The 24,605-nt window shown below is 61.7% G+C and carries 24 protein-coding genes; 22 read left to right on the plus strand and 2 right to left on the minus strand.

Going from position 1 to position 24,605, the window contains the following annotated elements; all coding sequences use genetic code 11:
- From GEV37_RS16385 to GEV37_RS16490, 22 genes are all read left to right on the plus strand, one after another.
- The coding region (locus GEV37_RS16385; protein WP_227391345.1) for an electron transfer flavoprotein subunit alpha/FixB family protein at positions 1-692 on the plus strand (692 nt) is incomplete at its 5' end.
- A gap of 187 nt (positions 693-879) precedes the next feature.
- Entirely contained in the window at positions 880-1,491 is a 612-nt protein-coding gene (locus tag GEV37_RS16390) for a superoxide dismutase (protein WP_227391346.1), read from the plus strand.
- A 455-nt stretch (positions 1,492-1,946) separates the two neighbouring features.
- A complete protein-coding gene (gene nrdH, locus GEV37_RS16395) occupies positions 1,947-2,168 on the plus strand; it encodes a glutaredoxin-like protein NrdH (RefSeq protein ID WP_227391347.1) in 222 nt (73 codons plus the stop codon).
- Positions 2,169-2,177: 9 nt separating this feature from the next.
- Positions 2,178-2,609, plus strand: coding sequence for a class Ib ribonucleoside-diphosphate reductase assembly flavoprotein NrdI (gene nrdI / locus GEV37_RS16400; protein WP_227391348.1), 432 nt, complete (start codon positions 2,178-2,180; stop codon positions 2,607-2,609).
- Positions 2,591-4,774: a class 1b ribonucleoside-diphosphate reductase subunit alpha gene (nrdE, locus tag GEV37_RS16405; RefSeq protein ID WP_227391349.1), complete on the plus strand. Its 2,184-nt coding sequence runs from the start codon at positions 2,591-2,593 to the stop codon at positions 4,772-4,774. Before nrdI ends, nrdE begins: the two co-directional genes overlap by 19 nt.
- 28 nt (positions 4,775-4,802) lie before the next feature.
- Entirely contained in the window at positions 4,803-5,774 is a 972-nt protein-coding gene (gene nrdF / locus GEV37_RS16410) for a class 1b ribonucleoside-diphosphate reductase subunit beta (RefSeq protein WP_227391350.1), read from the plus strand.
- Between the two features lies 1 nt (position 5,775).
- Positions 5,776-6,192 (plus strand): NUDIX hydrolase, encoded by a 417-nt coding sequence (locus GEV37_RS16415; RefSeq protein WP_227391351.1) that lies wholly within the window; start codon positions 5,776-5,778, stop codon positions 6,190-6,192.
- A 159-nt stretch (positions 6,193-6,351) separates the two neighbouring features.
- Positions 6,352-8,274 (plus strand): threonine--tRNA ligase, encoded by a 1,923-nt coding sequence (thrS, locus tag GEV37_RS16420; RefSeq protein ID WP_227391352.1) that lies wholly within the window; start codon positions 6,352-6,354, stop codon positions 8,272-8,274.
- Between the two features lie 60 nt (positions 8,275-8,334).
- Positions 8,335-8,826 (plus strand): translation initiation factor IF-3, encoded by a 492-nt coding sequence (infC, locus tag GEV37_RS16425; protein ID WP_227391353.1) that lies wholly within the window; start codon positions 8,335-8,337, stop codon positions 8,824-8,826.
- 81 nt (positions 8,827-8,907) lie between these two features.
- Positions 8,908-9,102: a 50S ribosomal protein L35 gene (gene rpmI / locus GEV37_RS16430; protein WP_009724291.1), complete on the plus strand. Its 195-nt coding sequence runs from the start codon at positions 8,908-8,910 to the stop codon at positions 9,100-9,102.
- Between the two features lie 35 nt (positions 9,103-9,137).
- A complete protein-coding gene (gene rplT / locus GEV37_RS16435) occupies positions 9,138-9,491 on the plus strand; it encodes a 50S ribosomal protein L20 (RefSeq protein ID WP_009097607.1) in 354 nt (117 codons plus the stop codon).
- 255 nt (positions 9,492-9,746) lie between these two features.
- Positions 9,747-10,766: a phenylalanine--tRNA ligase subunit alpha gene (gene pheS, locus GEV37_RS16440; protein WP_227391354.1), complete on the plus strand. Its 1,020-nt coding sequence runs from the start codon at positions 9,747-9,749 to the stop codon at positions 10,764-10,766.
- Positions 10,767-10,792: 26 nt separating this feature from the next.
- A complete protein-coding gene (gene pheT, locus GEV37_RS16445) occupies positions 10,793-13,171 on the plus strand; it encodes a phenylalanine--tRNA ligase subunit beta (protein ID WP_227391355.1) in 2,379 nt (792 codons plus the stop codon).
- A gap of 58 nt (positions 13,172-13,229) precedes the next feature.
- A complete protein-coding gene (locus GEV37_RS16450) occupies positions 13,230-13,529 on the plus strand; it encodes an integration host factor subunit alpha (protein WP_227391356.1) in 300 nt (99 codons plus the stop codon).
- A 176-nt stretch (positions 13,530-13,705) separates the two neighbouring features.
- On the plus strand, positions 13,706-14,164 hold the full coding sequence (locus GEV37_RS16455; protein ID WP_227391357.1) for a flavodoxin: 459 nt from the start codon (positions 13,706-13,708) through the stop codon (positions 14,162-14,164).
- Positions 14,164-14,532: a hypothetical protein gene (locus tag GEV37_RS16460; protein WP_227391358.1), complete on the plus strand. Its 369-nt coding sequence runs from the start codon at positions 14,164-14,166 to the stop codon at positions 14,530-14,532. The genes GEV37_RS16455 and GEV37_RS16460 overlap by 1 nt, the downstream gene beginning before the upstream one ends.
- Before the next feature lie 172 nt (positions 14,533-14,704).
- Positions 14,705-16,045, plus strand: a complete 1,341-nt coding sequence (tig, locus tag GEV37_RS16465; protein ID WP_227391359.1) for a trigger factor — start codon at positions 14,705-14,707, stop codon at positions 16,043-16,045.
- A 58-nt stretch (positions 16,046-16,103) separates the two neighbouring features.
- Positions 16,104-16,721 carry an ATP-dependent Clp endopeptidase proteolytic subunit ClpP gene (gene clpP, locus GEV37_RS16470; RefSeq protein ID WP_227391360.1) on the plus strand — a complete coding sequence of 206 codons (618 nt, stop codon included), beginning with the start codon at positions 16,104-16,106 and terminating at the stop codon, positions 16,719-16,721.
- Positions 16,722-16,796: 75 nt separating this feature from the next.
- Positions 16,797-18,077 carry an ATP-dependent Clp protease ATP-binding subunit ClpX gene (gene clpX, locus GEV37_RS16475; RefSeq protein ID WP_227391361.1) on the plus strand — a complete coding sequence of 427 codons (1,281 nt, stop codon included), beginning with the start codon at positions 16,797-16,799 and terminating at the stop codon, positions 18,075-18,077.
- Positions 18,078-18,279: 202 nt separating this feature from the next.
- Positions 18,280-20,700, plus strand: a complete 2,421-nt coding sequence (lon, locus tag GEV37_RS16480) for an endopeptidase La (protein WP_227391362.1) — start codon at positions 18,280-18,282, stop codon at positions 20,698-20,700.
- A gap of 181 nt (positions 20,701-20,881) precedes the next feature.
- Positions 20,882-21,154 carry a nucleoid-associated protein HU-beta gene (gene hupB, locus GEV37_RS16485; RefSeq protein ID WP_227391363.1) on the plus strand — a complete coding sequence of 91 codons (273 nt, stop codon included), beginning with the start codon at positions 20,882-20,884 and terminating at the stop codon, positions 21,152-21,154.
- Positions 21,155-21,267: 113 nt separating this feature from the next.
- Complete coding sequence (locus GEV37_RS16490; protein WP_227391364.1) at positions 21,268-23,088, plus strand: SurA N-terminal domain-containing protein; 1,821 nt, start codon at positions 21,268-21,270, stop codon at positions 23,086-23,088.
- A gap of 101 nt (positions 23,089-23,189) precedes the next feature.
- Here the strand turns inward: GEV37_RS16490 and GEV37_RS16495 are convergent, their stop codons facing one another.
- Together GEV37_RS16495 and GEV37_RS16500 are read right to left on the minus strand one after the other, a co-directional pair.
- Entirely contained in the window at positions 23,190-23,969 is a 780-nt protein-coding gene (locus tag GEV37_RS16495; protein WP_227391365.1) for a UDP-2,3-diacylglucosamine diphosphatase, read from the minus strand.
- 11 nt (positions 23,970-23,980) lie between these two features.
- Positions 23,981-24,478: a peptidylprolyl isomerase gene (locus GEV37_RS16500; protein WP_227391366.1), complete on the minus strand. Its 498-nt coding sequence runs from the start codon at positions 24,476-24,478 to the stop codon at positions 23,981-23,983.
- Between the last annotated feature and the right edge of the window lie 127 nt (positions 24,479-24,605).

Below are 24,605 nucleotides of genomic sequence, written 5' to 3' on the forward strand. Positions count from 1 at the left end.
AGCTCGCCGGCGACTACACCCACGTGCTCGCCAGCGCCTCGACCACCGGCAAGAACGTGCTGCCGCGCGTGGCCGCGCTCAAGGACGTCAGCCAGCTCTCCGAGATCGTCGCGGTCGACGGCCCGGACACCTTCAAGCGCCCGATCTACGCCGGCAACGCCATCGCCACGGTGAAAAGCGACGATGCGCTCAAGGTGATGACCGTGCGTACCACGGCCTTCGACGCGGTCGGCCAGGTCGGCAGCGCCGCGATCGAGGCAGTAGACACCGTCGTCGAGAACGGCCAGTCGCAGTTTATCGGTGAGGAGCTTGCGGCCTCGGACCGTCCGGAACTGGGCGGGGCGAAGGTGGTGATCTCTGGCGGTCGCGGCATGGGCAACGGCGAGAACTTCAAGCTGCTCGACGCCATCGCCGACAAGCTCGGCGCGGCGGTGGGGGCCTCGCGGGCGGCAGTGGATGCCGGGTTCGTGCCCAACGACATGCAGGTCGGGCAGACCGGCAAGATCGTGGCGCCGGATCTGTACATCGCGGTGGGTATCTCGGGGGCCATTCAGCACCTGGCGGGGATGAAGGACTCGAAGGTGATCGTGGCGATCAACAAGGACGAGGAAGCACCGATCTTCCAGGTAGCGGACTACGGGCTGGTGGGGGATCTGTTCGAGATCCTGCCGGCGCTCGAGAGCAAGCTGTGATGGCGTGCCCTGCGCCGGCCTCGCCTGGGCATTCGCCGAGGCGGCGATTCTTGGCTAGAGTGCAGGGCACGCAGCACCAAAAGGCGTTGACGTTTTAGGTAAAAATCCGCAGCAGCGGTTGAAAAGAGGTGGGCGCGACCGCACCTACTTCGATTGAACACCGACAGTCACTCAAGGAGACGATGACATGGCACATACCCTGCCTGAACTGCCCTACGCTTATGACGCGCTCGAGCCGAGCATCGATGCGATGACCATGGAAATCCACCATTCGCGTCACCACAACACCTACGTCACCAACCTCAATGGAGCGCTGGAAGGCACCGGCCTCGAGGACGTGGCGATCGAAGAGCTGGTTTCCAACCTCGACCGCGTGCCGGAAGCCAAGCGTCAGGCCGTGATCAACAATGGTGGCGGCCACGTCAACCACTCCATGTTCTGGCAGATGATGTCGCCCAACGGTGGCGGCCAGCCCCAGGGTGACGTTGCCAAGGCGATCGACAGCGAGCTGGGTGGCATCGATACCTTCAAGGAAGAGTTCAAGAAGGCCGCCACCGGCCGTTTCGGCAGCGGCTGGGCGTGGCTCTCTGTCACTCCCGAGAAGAAGCTCGTGGTCGAGAACACCTTGAACCAGGATAGCCCCCTGATGCACGGTAACACGCCGATCCTGGGCCTGGACGTGTGGGAGCACGCTTACTACCTGAAATACCAGAACAAGCGTCCCGACTACGTTGCCGCCTTCTTCGACGTCGTCAATTGGGAAGAGGTCGAGCGTCGCTACCAGGCTGCCATCGCCTGATAGCCCCGCAATCGCCTTCGAAAGCCCGGCCAATCGGCCGGGCTTTTTCATGTATCGACATTGATGTACGAGCTGTTCAAAAGCGTTTGTCGGCAACCGCCGTGCGGCGCTCGTTTCACGTATGGGTGTATCGGCTCGGTTTTGCGTGCCGGGCCAAATCTTTTGCCTCGATGGCCGAAGTGGATAACTTTCATCGGCGATTAATCGAGCGTCAAAACGGCGTTTCATGGCGTTGAATGCAGGCCAAAAACGCCGGTTTTCATGCTTAAATCAGTGCGCGCCCCCGCGGCGTCGCTGGGCATTGTTTGTCAATAAGCTGTGGATGAAAAAATACTATATATGCTTGAATTGATTTTGCAGTGGTCTATATATAGTATTCGTAGTGTCTTTTATGAGGTTGGGACACTACATGTGCCCTAGCCTAATAACGCCGCTATGAAAAGGAAAAAGTAGCCATGGCCATCCAAATCTACAGCAAGCCCGCCTGCGTCCAGTGCACCGCTACTTATCGTGCCATGGACAAGCAGGGCATCGAGTACACGGTGATCGACATTACCGCCGAAGATGGTGCCCAGGCGCAGGTCGAGGCGCTGGGCTATCGCCAGCTGCCGGTCGTTGTGGCCGGCGAGGATCACTGGTCGGGCTTTCGCCCAGATCGTATCCAGGCGCTCGCCTGATTCATCGCCATGCTGACGGACGCGCACGCACCGTTGGCTGGCACGCTGGTGTACTTTTCCACCAAGTCAGGCAACACCCATCGTTTCGTCGAGAAGCTGGGGCTTGAAGCGCGAAGGCTGCCCATCGGTCGCGACGAGCCGACACCGCACATCGAAGCCCCTTACGTGCTGATCACGCCGACCTACGGTGGGGGCGGGGCGCAAGGCGCGGTTCCGATCCAGGTGATCCGCTTCTTGAACGATGAGCACAACCGGCGCCTCATTCGAGGCGTCATTGCCGCAGGCAATACCAATTTTGGCGAGGCATACGGGCTGGCCGGGCGCATCATTGCGCAGAAATGCCAGGTGCCGCTGTTGTATCGATTCGAGCTTTTGGGCACCGACGATGACGTCGCCAGGGTTCGCAAAGGAGTAGAAGAGTTTTGGAAACGACAAACGTAGTCACGACAAGCCAGGCCGACACCAAGAAGCCGGCGGCGGAGAAGGCGCAGGCGCGTACGCTCGATTACCACGCCCTCAACGCCATGCTGAACCTGTATGGCGCCAACGGCGAGCTCCAGCTCGACAAGGATCGCGAAGCGGCGCGCCAGTACTTCCTGCAGCACGTCAACCAGAACACGGTCTTCTTCCACTCGCTCGAGGAGAAGCTCGATTACCTGGTGGAAGAGGGCTACTACGAGGCCGAGGTGCTCGAACAATACGCGCCCGCTTTCGTCAAGGCGCTGTTCGAGCAGGCCTACGCCTTCAAGTTCCGCTTTCCGAGCTTTCTGGGCGCGTTCAAGTACTACACCAGCTATACGCTCAAGACCTTCGACGGCAAACGCTACCTCGAACGCTACGAGGATCGCGTGTGCATGGTCGCGCTCACGCTCGCCCGCGGCGAGGAGCAGCTTGCCAAATCGCTGGTCGACGAGATCATCACCGGGCGCTTCCAGCCGGCCACGCCGACGTTTCTGAACTGCGGCAAGCAGCAGCGCGGCGAGCTGGTATCGTGCTTTCTGCTGCGCATCGAAGACAACATGGAGTCGATCGGCCGCTCGATCAACTCGGCGCTGCAGCTTTCCAAGCGCGGCGGTGGCGTAGCGTTTCTCTTGAGCAACATTCGTGAGGCGGGGGCGCCGATCAAGCGCATCGAGAATCAGTCCTCCGGCATCATCCCGATCATGAAACTGCTGGAAGACGCCTTCTCCTACGCCAATCAGCTCGGCGCGCGCCAGGGCGCGGGCGCGGTGTACCTCAACGCGCACCACCCGGACATCCTGCGCTTTCTCGATACCAAGCGCGAGAACGCCGACGAGAAGATCCGCATCAAGACGCTGTCGCTTGGCGTGACGATTCCGGACATCACCTTCGAGCTCGCCAAGCGCAACGAGGATATGTACCTGTTCTCGCCTTATGATGTCGAACGCGTCTACGGCAAGCCCTTCGGCGACATTAGCGTCTCCGAGAAGTACCATGAGATGGTCGCGGACGCGCGTATCCGCAAGCAGAAGATCAACGCACGCGCCTTCTTCCAGACGCTCGCCGAGCTGCAGTTCGAGTCCGGCTACCCCTACATCATGTTCGAAGATACAGTGAACCGGGCCAACCCGATTGCCGGGCGGATCAACATGAGCAACCTGTGCTCCGAGATCCTGCAGGTCAATACGCCGACCGAGTACGATGAAAGCCTGAACTACAGCAAGGTCGGTCAGGATATCTCCTGTAATCTGGGCTCGATGAACATCGCCAAGGTCATGGACGCCGGCGATATCGGCACCAGCGTCGACATCGCGATTCGCGGCCTCACCGCCGTTTCCGAAATGAGCAATCTGAAGAGCGTGCCGTCGATCGCCGAAGGCAATGCCAAGTCCCGCGCCATCGGCCTTGGCCAGATGAATCTGCACGGCTTTCTGGCCCGCGAGCACATCTACTACGGCAGTGAAGAGGGTCTCGATTTCACCAACCTCTACTTCTACTGCGTGGCGTTTCACGCCATTCGCGCCTCGAACCAATTGGCCATCGAACGCGGCGACACCTTCGCAGGCTTCAAGGATTCCACCTACGCCTCGGGCACGTTCTTCGACAAGTATACCGATGAGGCATGGCTACCGAAGACCGAGAAGGTGCGCGGGCTTTTCGAGCGCAGCGGCATCGCGCTTCCGACTCAGGCCGACTGGGAGGAGCTCAAAGCATCGGTGATGGCCCACGGCCTCTACAACCGCAACCTGCAGGCGGTGCCGCCGACCGGTTCGATCTCCTACATCAACCACTCCACCTCGAGCATCCATCCGGTGGCGGCGAAGATCGAGATCCGCAAGGAAGGCAAGCTCGGCCGCGTCTACTACCCGGCGCCTTTCTTGAACGAAGAGAATTTCGACTACTTTCAGGATGCCTACGAGATCGGCCCGGAAAAGATCATCGATACCTACGCCGAGGCGTCCAAGCACGTCGACCAGGGGCTGTCGCTGACGCTGTTCTTCCCGGACACCGCCACCACTCGCGACATCAACAAGGCGCAGATCCATGCCTGGCGCAAGGGTATCAAGACGCTCTACTACATCCGTCTTCGCCAGAGTGCCCTCGAGGGCACCGAGGTGGAAGGCTGCGTTTCCTGCACGCTGTAACATCGCAACGACTTAAGAGATTCATGGGATGACCACTACGCAACGCTTATCACGGGTCGATGCCGTCAACTGGAACCGCCTTCAGGATGACAAGGACCTGGAGGTCTGGAACCGCCTGACCAGCAACTTCTGGCTGCCGGAAAAAGTGCCGCTTTCCAACGACATCCAGTCCTGGAATACGCTGACCCAGCAGGAAAAGCAGCTGACCATCCGCGTGTTCACCGGGCTCACGTTGCTGGACACCATCCAGAGCAGCGTCGGCGCGCCGGTGCTGATGGAAGACGCACGCACGCCTCACGAGGAAGCGGTATACACTAACATCGCCTTCATGGAGTCGGTGCATGCGCGCTCCTACAGCTCGATCTTCTCGACGCTTTGTACCACGCGTGACGTCGACGACGCCTTCCGCTGGAGCGAGGAGAACCCGACGCTGCAGGCCAAATCCGAGCTGATCCTCGAGCGCTACCGTTCCGACGATCCTCTGATGCGCAAGGTGGCGAGCGTCTTTCTCGAGTCGTTTCTGTTCTACTCGGGCTTCTATCTGCCGATGTACTGGTCGAGCCACGCCAAGCTCACCAACACGGCGGACCTGATTCGCCTGATCATTCGCGACGAGGCGGTGCACGGCTACTACATCGGCTACAAGTTCCAGCAGGCGCTCAACGAGGCAACGCCAGAGCGCCGCCAGCAGGTCAAGGACTACGCCTACGAGCTGCTGCTGGAGCTCTACGACAACGAGGTGCGCTACACCGAGTCGCTCTACGACGCAGTGGGTCTCACCGAAGACGTCAAGAAGTTCCTGCACTACAACGCCAACAAGGCGTTGATGAACCTGGGCTTCGAGCCACTGTTCCCGAGCAGCGTCACCGACGTCGACCCGACCATCATGGCCGCGCTGTCACCGAGCGCCGACGAGAACCACGACTTCTTCTCGGGTTCGGGTTCGTCCTACGTGATCGGCAAGGCGGTGGCCACCGAAGACGACGACTGGGCGTTCTAGCATGGCGCTCACAAGTGAACTCCCGCAGCAGACGCTTCGCATCGCCGCAGCGATCGTCGAGAACGTGAAGGGGGAGCTCTTGTTGGTTCGCAAGCGCGGCACTCGCTATTTCATGCAGCCCGGCGGAAAGATCGAGCCCGGTGAGCCCGTCCGCGAGGCGCTGACGCGTGAAATCGAGGAGGAGCTAGGCGTGCGCGTGGCGCCATCTCGTCTTGCGTACGTCACGCGGGTCGAGATCGAGGCGGCCAACGAAGCGAACACGCTGATCGACGCCGAGCTCTATCGCCTTGTGCTCGATGAGCGCGTGGAGGCGGCGGCGGAGATCGCAGAAACGATATGGGTGGCGCCAAGGCAAGCCTTGGCACTCGAGCTTGCGCCGCTGACCCGCGAACACGTTCTGCCGCTGGCGTTCGATTGAAGCGGCTCGGCGCCGGTGTCTCGCCGCTTTAAAGTCTGCTAGGCTACGCGCCTGCCCATCGATGGGCAGGCGCTTTTGCGTTTGAAACGAATCCTCAAGCCATTGATAGCGATATGTGATCCCTGGTATGGATCACCACTGCGCTCAAGGAACATCCGAATGCCCATTGTGACACTGCCCGACGGCAGTCAACGACCCTTCGACGAACCGCTTTCCATTATGCAGCTTGCCGAGTCCATTGGCCCTGGTTTGGCCAAGGCGTGCGTTGCCGGAAAGATAGACGGTGTGCTGGTCGATGCCGCCGATATGATCGAACACGACGCGGACGTGGCGATCATCACCGCCCGCGACCCGGAAGGCGTCGAGATCATTCGTCACTCCTGTGCGCACCTGATCGGGCATGCGGTGAAACAGCTCTACCCGGACGCCAAGATGGCGATCGGCCCGGTGATCGAGAACGGCTTCTACTACGATATCGACTTCGGCCGTTCGGTCACGCCGGAGGACATGGAGGCGATCGAGAAGCGCATGCAGGCGCTGATCGACCAGGAGTACGACGTGGTGCGCGAGTACGTGGATCGCGACAAGGCCATGGCGACTTTCGAGAGCCGCGACGAGCCGTACAAGCAGGAGATCATCCGCGACATCCCCGAAGGCGCCACCATTCGGTTGTACCACCACGAAGAGTACACCGACATGTGCCGGGGCCCGCACGTGCCCAACACCCGTCACCTGAAGGCCTTCAAGCTGACCAAGCTGGCCGGCGCCTACTGGCGGGCGGACGCCTCCAACGCGATGCTCACGCGCATCTACGGCACCGCCTGGGGCGACAAGAAGCAGCTCAAGGCGTACATGAAGCGCCTCGAGGAGGCGGAGAAGCGCGATCACCGCAAGCTTGCGCGCAAGCTCGACCTGTTCCACATGCAGGAAGAGGCGCCGGGCATGATCTTCTGGCACCCCAACGGCTGGGCGCTGTGGCAGCAGGTCGAGCAGTACATGCGCGGCGTCTACAAGGCTGGCGGCTACCAGGAGATTCGCTGCCCGCAGATCATGGACGTGTCGCTGTGGAAGAAGTCCGGCCACTGGGACAACTACGCCGACGGCATGTTCTTCACCGAGTCGGAGAGGCGCGAGTACGCGCTCAAGCCGATGAACTGCCCGGGCCACGTCCAGGTGTTCAACTCCGGGCTTCGAAGCTACCGGGAGCTTCCGGTGCGCTTTGGCGAGTTCGGCGGCTGCCACCGCAACGAGCCCTCGGGTGCGCTTCACGGCATCATGCGCGTGCGCGCCTTCACTCAGGATGACGGTCACGTCTTCTGCACCGAAGCCCAGGTCGAGCCGGAGGTCACGAGCTTTCATCGTCAGGCGCTCAAGGTCTATCACGACTTCGGCTTCGAGGACATCGCGATCAAGATCGCCCTGCGCCCGGAAAAGCGCATCGGCAGCGACGACGTGTGGGACCGCGCCGAAGAAGCGCTGCGCGGCGCCTTGAAAGCATGTGATGTCGAGTGGCAGGAACTTCCCGGCGAAGGTGCGTTCTACGGACCCAAGATCGAGTACCACATGAAGGATTGCCTGGGCCGCGAATGGCAGGTCGGCACCATGCAGGTCGATTTCATGATGCCTGAGCGCCTCGGTGCCCAGTACGTGACCGAAGAGGGCGAGCGCAAGCCGCCGGTCATGCTGCACCGTGCGATCGTCGGTTCCATGGAGCGCTTCATCGGCATCCTGATTGAACACTATGCCGGTGCCATGCCATTATGGCTGGCGCCCGAGCAGGTCGTGATCATGAATATTACCGATTCTCAGCGCGATTATGCGCTCGAATTGGAGAATCGCCTGCAAAAAAGCGGTCTTCGCGTCAAGGCAGACTTGAGGAACGAGAAGATCGGCTTTAAAATCCGTGAGCATACGTTACAGAAAATTCCCTATCTCCTTGTGGTCGGAGATAAGGAAGTCGAAGCTGACTCAGTGGCCGTGCGAACTCGCAGCGGCGAAAACCTCGGCACCATGACCGTCGATGAGTTCATCGAGCGCGTTACTGCCGAGAGAGCAGCCCTGGCGACATCGTCAATTGCCTAAGGAGACAGAGCAATCAAGCGAAGCAATCCGCGCGGGCGTCCAGCAGACAAGCGCCCACCAATGAACGAGCGTATTACCGAAGAAGAAGTACGTCTGATCGACGCCGAAGGTGAGCAGTTGGGTGTGGTGCCCACCACTGAAGCGTTGGAGCGTGCTGAAGCTGCCGGTCTCGACCTCGTGCAAATTTCCAATGCCGATCCGATCGTCTGCAAGATCATGGATTACGGCAAGTTCGTTTTTGAGACGAAAAAGCAGAAAGCGGCTCAAAAGAAAAAGCAAAAGCAAATCCAGGTCAAGGAAGTCAAATTCCGGCCTGGCACCGACGAAGGCGATTATCAGGTGAAGCTCAAGAACCTGATCCGCTTTCTCGAAGGTGGTGACAAGGGCAAGGTCACATTGCGTTTTCGCGGTCGCGAAATGGCGCACCAGGACATCGGCCGCAAGCTGATGGAGCGGATCGCTGCTGACCTCGAAGAGATCGGTTCGGTGGAATCCTTCCCGAAAATGGAAGGCCGCCAGATGATCATGATTCTTGCCCCCAAAAAGAAGTGATCCAGCGGCGAGTTTAACGGGTCAGCGCCTGGCGCTGACCGGCCCTGGGTTTTCTAAAAAACATCGAGCGGAGTTTTTCTCATGCCGAAAATCAAAAGCAACAGCGGCGCGGCCAAGCGCTTCAAGAAGACGGCTAATGGCTTCAAGCACAAGCAGTCTTTCCGTAGTCACATCCTGACCAAGAAATCGACCAAGCGTAAGCGTCAGCTTCGCGGCATGAAGCAGATCCACGCGTCCGACAAGGCGCTGATCCAGCGCATGCTGCCGAACCTGTAAGTCGTTTTCGAAATCTATATCGTCAGGAGTAAGTCATGACTCGAGTCAAGCGTGGCGTAGTCGCCCGTCGTCGTCACAAGAAGGTACTGAAGCAGGCCAAGGGTTACTACGGTGCCCGTTCGCGCGTTTTCCGCGTGGCCAAGCAGGCCGTCATCAAAGCCGGCCAGTACGCCTACCGTGACCGTCGTAATCGTAAGCGCCAGTTCCGCGCCCTGTGGATCCAGCGTATCAACGCTGGTGCGCGCATCAACGGTATGTCCTACAGCCGTTTCGTTGGCGGTTTGAAGAAGGCCGGCATCGAAATCGACCGTAAAGTATTGGCCGATCTGGCGGTACACGAGAAAGCAGCCTTTGCTGCTATCGTGGAAAAAGCCAAGGCTGCCCAATAAGGTTTCAAGCCTTTCGTTGGCTTAAAACCGTAAGGTCATTGTAAAGTGACCCGAGCAGGGGAAGAGCAGCCGCTCTTCCCCTGTTTTTTTGTAATGGTGCAATGTAAAGCACTTTTCAGGGCCGTGTCTTAAAAGACGTGACCCGCGCGTTGCGCTCGGCATCGGCGCCACGGCGCTTGCGGGCCACGGCGTTTAAAACGCTGTCTTGCAGTAATGAATGAGTTGTAAAAAATCGCTTAATTCGGAGTGTAATGGATGGATCACCTGCCTACGCTGGTATCCGAGGCGCGCGAGGCCATTCAGGCCGCGCAGAGCGTCGCGGCGCTGGATGAGTTGCGAGTTCGCTATCTGGGCAAGAAGGGCGAGGTCACCGCGCTGCTCAAGGGCCTCGGCAAGCTTTCTGCCGAAGAGCGTCCGGCGGCGGGCGAGCGCATCAACCAGGCCAAGCAGACATTGGCTGGCGAGATCGACACCCGGCGCGCCGCGCTTGAAAGCGAGGCGTTGAACCAGCGTCTCGCAGCGGAGAAGATCGACGTGACGCTGCCCGGTCGCCATCAGGCCGGCGGCGGTCTGCACCCGGTCACGCGTACGCTCGAGCGCATCGAGAACCTCTTCACGCGCATCGGTTATGACGTCGCGGTCGGCCCGGAGATCGAGGACGACTACCACAACTTCGAAGCGCTCAACATTCCCGCCCATCACCCGGCGCGCGGCATGGCGGACACCTTCTACTTCGACGCCACGCGGCTTCTGCGTACCCATACGTCGCCGGTGCAGGTGCGCACCATGAAGGAGAGCGAGCCGCCGATTCGCATCGTTTGCCCGGGGCGGGTCTACCGCAGCGACTCAGACTTGACCCATACGCCGATGTTCCATCAGGTCGAGGGGTTGCTGGTCGACGAGGGCGTGAGCTTCGCCGATCTCAAGGGCACCATCGAAGATTTCCTGCAGGCGTTCTTCGAGCGCGACGATCTCGACGTGCGCTTTCGGCCCTCCTACTTCCCCTTCACCGAGCCTTCCGCCGAAGTCGACATCCAGTGCGTGATGTGCAGTGGCAAGGGGTGCCGGGTCTGCTCGCACAGCGGCTGGCTCGAGGTGATGGGTTGCGGCATGGTGCACCCGGAAGTCTTCAAGCACTCCGGTATCGACACCGAGCGCTTCACCGGCTTCGCCTTCGGCATGGGGGCCGAGCGCCTGGCCATGCTGCGCTACGGCGTCAATGACCTGCGCCTGTTCTTCGAAAACGATCTGCGCTTTCTGCGCCAGTTCGCCTAACCACGCCGCCAGACACAGGAACGAGCATGAAATTTTCAGAACAGTGGCTGCGTGAGTGGGTCTCGCCGAAGCTCGAGACCCAGGCGCTGGCCGACCAGATCACCATGGCGGGCCTCGAGGTCGATGCCGTCGAACCCGTCGCCCCGGCTTTCCAAGGCGTGGTCGTGGCCGAAGTGATCGCCAAGGAGCCGCATCCGGATGCCGACAAGCTCAACGTCTGCCGCGTCAGCGACGGCACGGGCGAAGTGCAGGTGGTATGCGGCGCGCGCAACGTGGCCGTTGGCCAGCGCGTACCCTTCGCCCAGGTGGGCGGAGTGCTGCCCGGCGATTTCAAGATCAAGAAAGCGAAGCTTCGCGGCGTCGAGTCTTTCGGCATGATCTGCTCCGCCTCGGAGTTGGGTCTCGAGGAGGAGACGTCCGAGGGCATCTTCGTACTGCCCGCTGATGCCCCGGTCGGTACCAGCGTGCGCGACTATCTGCTGCTGGACGACGCCACCATCGAGGTGGATCTGACGCCCAACCGCGGCGACTGTCTGAGCGTGAAAGGGCTGGCGCGCGAAGTGGGCGTGCTCAACCGCCTGCCGGTCGCGTCGCCGTCGCTCGCGCCGGTTGCCCCGGCGAGCGATCGCCGCTTCCCGGTGCGCATCGCCGCCGCCGAACAGTGCCCGCGCTACGTCTCTCGCATCATCAACGAGGTCGATCTCACCCGGCCGACGCCCTTGTGGATGGTCGAGCGCCTGCGGCGCAGTGGCGTGCGCGCCATCGACCCCGCGGTGGATGTCACCAACTACGTCATGCTCGAGCTCGGCCAGCCGCTGCACGCCTTCGATCTCGACAATCTCCAGGAGGGTATCGAGGTGCGCATGGCCGGGGAGGGCGAGCGCCTGACCCTGCTGGATGGTCAGGATGTGGCGTTGCGCACCGACACGCTGGTGATCGCCGATGCCTCCGGGCCGCTCGCCATGGCGGGCATCATGGGCGGCGAAACCTCAGGAGTGAGCGACAAGACCCGCAGCCTGTTTCTCGAGGCCGCCTACTTCACGCCGCTGGCTATCGCCGGCAAGGCGCGCTCCTACGGGCTGCACACCGATGCCTCGCACCGTTTCGAGCGCGGCGTCGATCCGGCGTTGACGATCGACGCCATCGAACGGGCGACCCAGCTGCTGATGGAGATCTGCGGCGGCGTGCCGGGTCCGGTCTGCGCGAGCGAAAGCGAGGCGCATCTGCCCTCGGAGCGCGTCATCACGCTGCGCAAGGCGCGTCTGGCCCAGGCGCTTTCCAAGACGCTGGCCGATGATGACGTCGCCGACATTCTCGGTCGCCTCGGTATGACGGCCGAGCGCGTCGAGGAGGGTTTTCGCGTCACGGCGCCGAGCTGGCGCTTCGATATCGCCATCGAAGAGGATCTGATCGAAGAAATCGCTCGTATCCACGGCTACAACAACCTGCCGGTTCGTCGTCCGGCGGCGCGATTGGCGCTTCGCCCGGCGAACGAGGCTCGGCTGACCCAGGCCCGGCTGCGCAACCAGATGGTCGCGCGCGGCTACCAGGAAGCGGTGACCTACAGTTTCGTCGCGCCGGAGTTGCAAAAGGCAATCCTGCCCGAAGCGGTATCGCCGGTACTGGCCAACCCCATTTCGGCGGATCTGTCGGTAATGCGGGCCAGTCTTTTCCCGGGACTGGTGCGCGCTCTCGAGCACAACCTTAATCGCCAGCAGACCCGGGTGCGGCTGTTCGAGACCGGGCTGGTGTTCGAAGGCGAGCTCGACGCCCTCGTCCAGACGCCGATGATGGGGGCGCTGGCCTGCGGCTCACGCGAAGTGGAGGGCTGGAGCAGCGCTAAGGACGCGATCGACTTCTTCGATCTGAAGGGCGATCTCGAGACTCTTCTCGCGCTCGGTGGCAATCCCGGTGCCTGGCGCTTCGAGCCCGCCGAGCACCCGGCGCTGCATCCTGGGCAGAGCGCACGGCTTCTGCATCACGACCGTCCCGCCGGCTGGATCGGCACGCTTCACCCGAAGGTACGCGCCGAACTCGGTCTCAAGGCCGATGCGGTGCTTTTCGAGGTGCGCCTCGACGCGCTCGGCGATGGCGTGATTCCGGCCTTCGAGCCGCTGTCACGCTACCCGGAAGTGCGTCGTGATCTTGCCTTCATGCTCGATGAGCAGGTGCCGGTACAGTCGCTGCTGGACTGCGTGAAGCGCGAGGCGGGCGATTATCTGCAGGATCTCAAGCTGTTCGACGTCTACGCCGGCAAGGGCGTGGAGCCGGGGCAGAAGAGTATCGCTCTGGGCTTGACCTGGCAGCATCCATCGCGCACGCTAAATGATGATGAAATCAATGAGCGCGTGGATTCGATCGTGGCGCAGGCGAACGCCGTGCTGAACGCACGGTTGCGGGGCTGACGGACGCCGGCTGCGACTGACCTTTCGAGCAATGGGTTTGCGAACAAGGAGAGGCGTCATGGGGGCGTTGACCAAGGCGGAACTGGCAGAGCATCTACATACCGAGCTTGCGCTTTCCAAGCGCGAGGCCAAGGCGATGGTGGAGGCGTTTTTCGAGGAGATTCGCGCCTGCCTGCGCGAGAACGAGCAGGTCAAACTGTCGGGCTTCGGCAATTTCGATCTGCGCGACAAGCGCGAGCGCCCTGGCCGTAACCCCAAGACCGGCGAGGAGATTCCGATCTCCGCCCGGCGGGTAGTGACCTTTCGGCCTGGCCAGAAGCTCAAGCAGCAGGTGGAGCACTACACCAGCACTCGGTAAAGATTGGATGGCTCGAGTCCCTGGCCAGACTCACGATCGAGGCGCCCCGCGAAGGGCGCCTTTTTTATCGCGGGTCGACCGGCTGCGTGCGCCGGGTGAGTCGTGTTAATATCCGAGCGAATTCATCAACTATTTTTGCAGGTTCAGTGCCTGCAAAGCGTTACAGGATACCGATGATGCCCAAGCTTTCGATTGTCGTGGGTACCATGTACGGCGGCGCACTGGATGTCGCCGAGCAGGTCAAACCCTTGTTCGAGACCGCCGGCTACGATGTCGATATCTTCGAGCAGCCGAGTCTCGAGGATCTCCAGGCGTGTGAGCTTGCACTGTTCTGCATCTCCACCACCGGCAGCGGCGACTTCCCCGGTAATATCGTGCCGTTCGTGCGCCGTTTGCGCGACGAGAGCCCGGCGCTGAGCACCTTGCGCTACGGCGTGATCGCGCTCGGCGACAGTTCCTACGGTGATACCTTCTGCGGCGCCGGGCGAGCGCTCGACGCGCTTCTCGAAGAGCTCGGGGCCGAGCGTCTGGGCGAACGCCTGGAGGTGGATGCCATGGAGACGTTCATGGCCGACGACGCCGCCGTGCCCTGGGTGGAGCAGTGGATCGACGAACAAGCGTTGACGGTCGCCTGATGCAGACGGTTTCCGCCGAACGCGTCAGCGTCACGCTGGGTCTTTGCATCGTGATGATCTCCATCGTGCCACGCTATCTTGCCGGTGGCCACCAGACGCACCTGACCATGCTGCTCATCGCCCTGGCGGTGGTCATCGGTGCGGCGCTGCTCCAGTGGCGTTTGTTGGCATCAACGCAGCGCAGTGCGCTGACGGCGCTGCTCAAGCGTCTGACCATCATGATGCTGGCCGGCGCGGTGATGATGGGCGTCTGGCACGCGCTGATGACTGACTGGATCAGCTGGCAGCGCTTCATCTCCCATGCCGCCACCTGCGGGCTGCTGCTCCACGCCGTGACGCTCGGATGGCGCCGCAGCGCCCAGCACTAGGGGAAAGCGACAATTTCTGTGCCGGTGCCTTGTAATCGCCCGGCGCGCCCCCATCTTGCGAGCATGGTGCTTGCCACTGCACGCCGGGGTTCTTAAAATTGCCCCCTTGAACACCGAATATGCACTGAACATCAAGCAATCAACACAAAGCCCAGCCGCTAGAGGACAATTCATGCAAGTTTCTGTCGAGACGACCTCCCCCATCGAACGCCGTATCACCATTCAGGTACCGGCTGCCGACATCGACGAGGCCGTCAGCGCTCGCTTGAAAGACACCGCGAAGAACGTTCGCCTGAACGGTTTTCGCCAGGGCCGGGTACCCATGGACGTCGTTCGCCAGCGCTACGGCGCGAGCGTGCGCAACGAGGTCGTGGGTGAGGTGATGCGCGAGCGCTACGTGCGTGCGATCACCGATGAAGGACTCAACCCCGCCGGTTTCCCGAAGATCGAGCCGAAGATCAACGAGGCGGGCAAGGATTTCGAATTCGTGGCGGTCATGGAAGTGTACCCGCAGGTCGAGCTCAGCTCGATCGAGGGCACTGAAGTCGAGCGTCCGGTAGTGAGCGTCACCGATGCCGACGTTGACGAGATGATCGAGACGCTGCGCAAGCAGAACGCCGAATGGAAGGAAGACGACAAGGCTGCCGAAGATGGCGACCAGGTCACCATCGATTTCCAGGGCTTTCTGGGCGACGAACCTTTCGAAGGCGGCAGTGCCGAGGGCCACGCGCTGGTGATCGGTTCCAACAGCTTCATCCCCGGCTTTGAGGAGCAGCTGATCGGGGCCAAGGCCGGTGAAGAGAAGACCCTGACCGTGACCTTCCCGGAGGACTACCAGGCCGAGCACCTGGCGGGCAAGGAAGCGACCTTCAAGGTCAAGGTTCACAAGGTCAGCACTCAGGCGCTGCCCGAGGTCGACCAGAACTTCTTCGAACGCTTCGGTATCGAGGATGGCGACGAAGCCAAGTTCCGCGCCGAGATCAAGAAGAACATGACCCGCGAAGCCTCCCAGGCGGTCGACAATCGCGTCAAGCAGCAAGTGCTCGATGCGCTCAAGAAGGCCAACGAGATCACCGTGCCGAGCGCACTGGTTCAGCAGGAGACCGACGGCATGAAGCGCCAGGCTGCGCAGCAGTTCGGCCTCGGTGAAGACTTCGACGTCAGCCAGCTGCCCAACGAGCTGTTCGAGGAGCAGGCCCGTGGCCGCGTTCAGGTCGGCCTGCTGCTGGCCGAAGTGATCAAGTCTCACGAGCTCGACGCCGACGACGCCGCGATCAAGGCCAAGGTCGAGGAGCTGGCCGAGCAGTACCAGGACCCGTCCGAAGTCGTCGACTACTACATGGGTAACGACGAGCTCAAGACCCAGGTCAAGTCCGCCATCCTCGAAGAGAAGGCGGTCGACAAGCTTCTCGAGCAGGCGACGGTCAAGGATGTCGAGATGACCTACCAGCAGGCGCTGGCCGCTGCCCAGCAGCAGGCAGAGCAGGGCGAAGGCGAAGAGTCCGAGGCCTGATGCAACGCGTGGCGCGCCCGGCGCGCCACTCTCTTACCGGACGCAAGGAATCACCCGAATGAGTGAGTTTGATATTCAAAACGCCGGCGGTTTGGTCCCCATGGTGGTCGAGCAGAGCGCCAAGGGCGAACGCGCCTACGATATCTATTCGCGCCTTCTCAAGGAGCGCGTCATTTTCCTCGTCGGGCCGGTCGAAGATTACATGGCTAACCTGGTCGTGGCGCAGATGCTGTTCCTGGAGTCCGAGAATCCCGATAAGGATATCCATCTCTATATCAACTCGCCCGGTGGCTCGGTCACGGCGGGCATGTCGATCTACGACACCATGCAGTTCATCAAGCCGGACGTCTCGACCGTATGTATCGGTCAGGCGGCGAGCATGGGCGCGCTTCTGCTGACCGCGGGTGCCGCGGGCAAGCGGTACTGTCTGCCCAACTCGCGCGTAATGATCCACCAGCCGCTCGGCGGCTACCAGGGTCAGGCCTCGGACATCGAGATCCACACTCGGGAAATCCTCGGCATCCGCGAGAAGTTGAACCAGATTCTTGCCCATCACACGGGCCAGGATATCGAGAAAGTGGCGCGTGATACCGACCGCGACAATTTCATGAGCGCCGACAAGGCTCAAGAGTACGGCCTGATCGACGCAGTGCTGGATAAGCGCCCTACATCCTGATAGCGTTATCGGATTCCCGCTTTTCCAACGAGCTTTCAAGGCGGCGAACGCCGCCGCAGCGATAGAGGTACGCCAATGGCCGACGGCAAAGGCAAGGACGAAGGTGGCAAGCTGCTCTACTGCTCGTTTTGTGGCAAGAACCAGAACGAAGTACGCAAGCTGATTGCCGGCCCGTCCGTATATATCTGCGATGAGTGTGTCGATCTGTGCAACGACATCATTCGCGAGGAAGTTCTCGAAGCCGATGCCGAGAGCGACGAGGAGCGTCTGCCTACGCCTCGCGAAATTCGCCACACCCTGGACGACTACGTCATTGGCCAGGACCGTGCCAAGATGGTGCTGTCGGTGGCGGTCTACAACCACTACAAGCGCCTGAAAAGCGAAGTGCGCGATGGCGATGTGGAGCTGGGTAAATCCAATATCCTGCTGATTGGCCCGACCGGTAGCGGCAAGACGCTGCTGGCGGAAACCATGGCCAGGCTTCTGAACGTACCCTTCACTATTGCTGACGCGACCACGCTGACCGAAGCGGGCTACGTGGGCGAGGATGTCGAGAACATCATCCAGAAGCTGCTGCAAAAGTGCGACTACGATGTCGAGAAGGCGGAGCGCGGCATCGTCTACATCGATGAGATCGACAAGATCTCGCGCAAGTCGGACAATCCCTCGATCACCCGCGACGTATCGGGCGAGGGTGTGCAGCAGGCGCTTCTGAAGCTGATCGAGGGCACCACCGCTTCGGTTCCACCCCAGGGGGGGCGCAAGCACCCGCAGCAGGAGTTCGTGCAGGTCAACACCGCCAACATCCTGTTCATTGTGGGCGGCGCCTTCGCCGGGCTCGACAACGTCATTCGTGACCGCGCCGAGAAAGGTGGCATCGGCTTCAACGCCAGTGTCAAAAGCAAGGAATCCTCGCGCGGTGTGGGCGAGGTGCTGGCCGGCGTTGAGCCGGAGGATCTGGTCAAGTTCGGTCTGATACCGGAGTTCGTCGGTCGCCTGCCGGTCATCGCCACGCTCACCGAACTGACCGAGGACGCGCTGATCCAGATTCTGACCGAGCCCAAGAACTCGCTGGTCAAACAGTATGCCAAGCTCTTCGAGATGGAGGACGTGGCGCTTGAGTTTCGCGAGGAGGCGCTGCGCGCCGTTGCCGCCAAGGCGATGGAGCGTAAGACCGGTGCTCGCGGCCTGCGCTCGATTCTCGAGTCGGTGCTGCTCGACACCATGTACGAGATCCCCTCGCTCGAGGACGTCAGCAAGGTGGTCATCGACGAGTCGGTCATCACGGGCGAAAGTCAGCCGCTTCTGATCTACTTCAATCAGCAGAAGGCTCGCGTCGACGGCACCGACGGCTAATGCGCCTTTCGACCTGAGTGCTCGCAAAAGCCAATCCAAGGGGTCGCCTAGGCGACCCCTTGCCGTTGACTGAGCCGCACCTGGGTCTGGCCGCTGCGCGAACCCGGGGCTCGGGTCATCGAGCCGCGTCTTCCATACTGTCAAGCGCTTTAAAGTGGTAACGCTTCACCAAGCGCTTCTCCGATTTTGAGGAACGTCTGCGATGCAGCAGAACGCCGATCAGACACAGTGTTTACCCATGTTGCCGCTGCGCGACGTGGTTGTTTACCCGCAAATGGTGATCCCGCTGTTCGTGGGTCGGGAAAAGTCCATCCAGGCCCTCGAGGCCGCAATGGAATCGGACAAGCGCGTTCTCCTGGTGGCCCAGCGCGAAGCCTCTCAGGATGAACCGGACAACGACGACCTTTACCGCATGGGCACCGTGGCCGATATCATGCAGCTTCTGAAACTGCCGGACGGCACGGTCAAGGTTCTGATCGAAGGCAACTTCCGCGCCGACGTGGTCGACATCGAGGAGAACGAGGCGGGCTATACCCAGGCGCACCTGGTTCCGCGCGAGAGCGAGCCGCTCACCTCCCGCGAGCAGGAGGCGCTGGTGCGCGTACTGCTTAACCAGTTCGAGCAGTACGTCAAGCTTTCCAAGAAGGTGCCCAACGAGGTGCTCAACTCGCTCTCCGGCATCGAGGACCCGAGCCGGCTGGTGGATACCATCTGTGCCCACCTGTCGCTGAAGATCGGTGACAAGCAGGAGCTGCTCGAGATGGATCGCGTGCGTGATCGCATCGAACACCTGATGGCGCTGATCGAGTCCGAGATCGATCTTCTCCAGGTGGAGAAACGCATCCGCTCGCGGGTCAAGGAGCAGATGGAGAAGACCCAGCGCGAGTACTATCTCAACGAGCAGATGAAGGCCATCCAGAAGGAGATGGGCGAGCTCGACGATGTGCCCAACGAGGCCGAGAAGTACGAGCGCGCCATCAAGGAATCCGGCATGCCCAAGGAGGCCGCCGAGAAAGCCACCCAGGAGCTCAACAAGCTCAAGATGATGGCGAGCAACTCGGCGGAGGCCACCGTGGTGCGCTCCTACCTCGACTGGCTGATCGCCGTGCCTTGGAAGAAACGCACCCGCGTCAAGCACGATCTGGTCAAGGCCCAGGAAGTGCTCGACGAGGATCACTATGGCCTCGAGGAGGTCAAGGCGCGCATTCTCGAATACCTCGCGGTGCAGAAGCGGGTCAAGAAGATGAAGGGCCCGGTGCTGTGCCTTGTCGGCCCGCCCGGGGTGGGCAAGACCTCTCTGGGGCAGTCGATCGCCCGGGCAACCAATCGCAAGTACGTGCGCCTGGCGCTCGGCGGGGTGCGCGACGAGTCCGAGATTCGCGGCCACCGGCGAACCTACATCGGCTCGCTTCCCGGCAAGTTGATGCAGCGCATGGCTCGCGCCGAGGTTAAGAACCCGCTGTTTCTGCTCGACGAGGTCGACAAGCTTGGCATGGACCACCGTGGCGACCCCGCCTCGGCGCTGCTCGAAGTGCTCGACCCGGAACAGAACAGCAGCTTCAGCGACCACTACCTCGAGCTCGATTTTGACCTCTCGGAGACACTGTTCATCTGTACCGCCAATTCGATGAACATTCCCGGACCACTGCTGGACCGCATGGAGATCATTCGTCTGCCCGGCTACACCGAGGACGAGAAGCTTGCCATCGCAAGGCGCTATCTGCTGCCCAAGCAGCTCGGCGCCAACGGTCTGAAGCCTGATGAGCTGGCCCTCGATGACGAAGCGCTTCTGGAACTGGTGCGCTACTACACCCGCGAGGCCGGGGTGCGCGAGCTCGAACGCCAGATCGCCAAGGTGTGCCGCAAGGTGCTGCGCGAGCATGTCGAGGCCGAGGTGAGTTCCAAGAAAGCGGGGGCGGCGGTTGAGCGCACGCTTACCGCCGAGGATGTCGAGACCTACGCTGGCGTGCGCCGCTACAGCTACGGGCTGGCCGAGAAGGAAGATCAGGTCGGCCGCGTGACCGGGCTTGCCTGGACATCCGTGGGCGGCGAGATTCTGACTATCGAGTCCGTCGTCACCCCCGGCAAGGGGCGGTTGAACAAGACCGGCTCGCTCGGCGACGTCATGAAGGAGTCGGTGAGCGCGGCCCAGACCGTGGTCAAGGCCCGGGCGGCGGCGTTCGCGATCGACCCGCAGCGTTTCGAGAACGAAGACCTGCACATTCATGTGCCGGAAGGCGCCACGCCCAAGGATGGCCCAAGTGCGGGTATCGCCATGGTGACGGCGATCATTTCCGCCTACACCCAGCGCCCGGTACGCTGCGATGTCGCCATGACCGGCGAGGTCAATCTGCGCGGTGAAGTGCTGCCCATAGGAGGGCTCAAGGAGAAATTGCTGGCAGCCCGCCGGGGTGGTATAAAGACCGTCCTGATCCCTGAGGAAAATCGTCGTGATCTCAAGGAAGTACCGGACAATATCAAGGGAGCGCTTGATATTCGCCCGGTACGCTGGATAGATGATGTATTGACGGTCGCGCTGGCCGATGAAGCGGTGGAGGGAGCGGCGACGCTCGCTGGTACCGATCCATCGTTCAAGGGTACTACCGTTGCCAGCACGCACTAAGCAGGTCCGAAGAGACTTGTATCGATAACGGGCGCCCGGGACAAAGGCCCGGGCGCCCGACACTGGGTCGCTTGACAGGTGTTTCAAGGCATTGCTATAAAACGCAGCTACGCTTTGAGGTTGTACCTGCCGGTGACCGCGCCGTTCAGAGCCATTTTGCGAAACATTTAAGGGGTGAAGTGTGAATAAGTCCGAGCTGATCGAAGCTATTGCCGCATCTGCCGATATTCCCAAGGCTGCGGCGACTCGCGCATTGGATGCCATGGTGGAGTCCGTCACCGATAGCCTCAAGAAGGGCGACAGCGTTTCACTGGTAGGTTTTGGCACGTTCGCGATCAAAGAGCGCGCTGCCCGTACCGGTCGTAACCCGCAGACCGGTCAGCCGATCGAGATCAGCGCTGCCAAGGTGCCCAGCTTCAAGGCCGGTAAAGCGCTGAAAGACGCCGTCAACTAATTGGCTCGCGTTTTCGTGTAACGTAATGGGCGCATCGCTTGGGCGATGCGCCCATGTTTTTTTCAAGCCCCGGCAACGGGCGATGCGTTTGGCTGCGACGATCTGAGGCAAGCATGCTGCAAAGTATTCGAAACGGCTCCCGAAGCTGGGGAGCCAAAATCATCATCGGACTCATGGTGGCCGCGATGGCGCTATTCGGTGTCGAGTCGCTGTTCAGCGCCTTCGGCCGCGATCCGAACCAGGTCGCCAGCGTCAATGGCGAACCGATCCTGCGCCAGCAGGTGGAACTCGAGGTCCAGCGCGCGCTGCGCTCGGGCCAGGTGCCACCGGAACAGGAGCGCGCCCTGCGCAATGAGGTGCTCGACCAGCTGATCACCCAGGAGCTTCTTAGCCAGTACGCCGAGGAAGGCGGCTTCCATCTTTCTGACGATCAGCTCGATCAGGTCATCGTCACGCTGCCGGAATTCCAGGATGAACAGGGCCGTTTCAACCCCGATATCTTCCGTAATCAGCTCGGCCGCGCCGGTTACACGCCCATGGCGTTCCGTCAGGAGCTCGAGGGCGATCTGAAACGCCGCTACCTTCAGCAGGGCGTTGCGCAGAGCGATTTCAGCCTGCCAAGCGAACGCGAGCGCATGGCGGCGCTGCAGAACCAGCAGCGCAGTTTCCGCTATGCGATGCTGCAGGCAGGTGACATCGATTTCACACCGAACGTCACCGATGAGGACGTCGAGGCCTACTTCGATGCCAACCCGGAGCGTTTCGAGCGCCCGGAACAGGTTCAAGTCGAATACGTTTTGATCGATCGTCGGGCAATGGCCGAGAACGTCGATGTCGACGACGAGGCGCTCAGGCGTGCCTGGCGGGCACAGAACCGCACCGCCGAGCGACGCGTGTCACACATCATGGTCACCTATGGTGACGAGCGCAGTCGCGAGGAGGCCGAGGCACGTGCCCAGCAGGCGCTCGACGATCTTGAGCAAGGCCAGTCCTTCGAGGACACCGTGCTGCGTTACTCCGATGATACCGCCAGCGCTGAGCAGGGGGGCGATCTTGGCGTGATCGCACCGGGCATCATGGGGCAGGCCTTCGATGATGCGGCCTTCGAGCTTGCCGAAGGCGAAACCTCGGGGCTGGTCGAAATGGGCGACGCCTTCCACGTGCTGCAGGTCACCGAGGTCGAAGGCCCGAGCTTCGAGGAGCAGCGCGAAACGCTCGCCCAGAGCGCGGCGGTCAGCGAAGTCAGCGACGACTTCAACCGCCAGGTGCAGCGCCTGATCGACGAGAGCTTTGCCGCCGACGATCTCGGCAGCGTGGCCGACGATCTTGGCCTTGCGCTCCAGCAGACCGGCTGGATCGCCCGCGACGAAGCGACCGGCGTTCTTTCCGAACCCGGGGTGATGGACGAGGCGTTCAGCGAGGACGTGCTCGATGCCGGCTACAACAGCGAAGTGATCGAGCTCGATGACGACCGGCGCTTGGTGCTTCGCGTGGCGGATCATCGCGAAGCGACCGTGCTGCCGCTGGACGAGGTGCGTGGGGACATCGAAGGGTACGTCGCCGCCGCGCAGCGCCAGCGCGCACTCCAGGCCGAGGCCGATCGGTTGGTGGCGGCGCTCGAAGCCGGCGATGAGATCGATGTCACCTGGCTCGAGGCCAGCGACGTCTCGCGTCAAGGTCCGGCCACGCTGCCCGCTGCGCTGATCGACGGCGTGTTCCGCCTGCCGCGCCCGGAAGAAGGCGAAAGCCGTTTCGCGAGCATCGCCATGCCTGGTACGGTAAGCGTCGTGGCACTGGATAGTGTCGAGCAGGGTAGCGCCGACGACGACCAGCTGAGCGAGTTCATGGTGCAGTTCGCCGAGCAGATGCGCGCCCAGGCGGCGCTCGAAGGTCTGGTCGAGGCACTGCGCGACGACGCCGACATCGAGCGCTGAGGTTCTTGTCCGCTCGGACACGAGCGTGCGTCATCAAAAAAGCCGATCCTTGGATCGGCTTTTTCGTATCTGAGTGCTTGGTTCGTATCTGAGTGCTTGGGCTAGTCAGCGGCGGGAGGTGACGCCAGCTCGAAGCGGCGAAGCTCGGGCTCAGGCGTTCGACCGTCATGGCGCTCGACCACGATGTCGAAACCGTGGCTCTCGCTCCAGTCGCCCAGCACGAAGCGCTTTGCGGGCACGTCCTCGACGCTGAGCGTATGCACCTGCGGGCGATGGGTATGACCGTGGATCATCACGCTCACGCCCAGCTGATGCATCAGGGCAATCACTTCGGCCTCGGTGACATCCATGATCGCCTGCGCCTTGTCGGCGTTGGCACTGCTCGATTCCAGGCGCAGCTTGCCGGCCAGCGCCAGCCGATCCTGCAGCGGCATGGCGAGTATCTGCGCCTGCCACTCGCGGCTTCGCGACTGGGCGCGAAACGCCATGTAGGGCTCGTCCCGGGTGCAGAGGCTGTCGCCGTGCAGCAGCACCACGGGTAGCCCCTCGAGTTCGACCTCGTGCACCTCGGGCAGCGCCTCGGCGCCGCAGGCGGCGAGAAAGCGCTCGCCGAGCAGGAAGTCGCGGTTGCCGTGCTGGAAGTAGACCCGCGTGCCCCCATCACTTAGCGCGCTCAGCCGGGTGATCACCTCGTGGGCCACGGTGGCGATGGGGTGCGGCGTGTCGAGCACGTCATCGCCTATCCAGGCATCGAACAGGTCCCCCAGGATATAGAGCGCGTCGGCTCCCGGGGCGGTATGCTCCAGGTAGCGGTAGAAGCCCTGGTTGATCTTGGGCGTGTCACCGCTCAAGTGCGTGTCGGCTACCAGCAGAGTGCGCATGATACCCTCGCTCAGTCTTCTTTGACGTAGGCGCGCTCGATGATGACGTCCTCGGCGGGCACGTCGGCATGCATGCCACGGCGGGTGGTGGCCACGCCCTTGATGGCATTGACCACGTCCATGCCATCGGTCACTTCACCGAAGACCGCGTAGCCCCAGCCCTGCAGGTTCTTGCCGCTATGGTTCAAGAAGGCATTGTTACCCACGTTGATGAAGAACTGTGCGGTCGCCGAGTGCGGGTCCTGGGTACGCGCCATGGCGACGGTGCCGATGGTGTTCTGAAGGCCGTTGTCGGCTTCATTCTCGACCGGCTCGCGGGTGGGCTTTTGCTCGAAGGACTGGTCGAAGCCGCCGCCCTGCACCATGAAGCCATCGATCACGCGGTGGAACAGGGTGCCGTCGTAGAAGCCGTCGCGTACGTACTGCTCGAAGTTGGCGGCGGTCTTCGGCGCCTTCTCGTGGTCGAGCGCGATGGTGATGTCACCCAGGGTGGTCTGTAATACGATCATGGATAAATTCCTGTTGAATAAAGGCGTTCGCCTTGGCGCTGTGCATCGGCGTCGCGTTATAATAGCGGTTTTGCCCGGCGCCGCGAAGCGCTACGGTTTCAGCGTAGGCGCCCGGCGCCCGGCACGC

Origin of the sequence: Vreelandella malpeensis (genome assembly GCF_020622355.1) — a bacterium.
Lineage (GTDB): Bacteria > Pseudomonadota > Gammaproteobacteria > Pseudomonadales > Halomonadaceae > Vreelandella > Vreelandella malpeensis.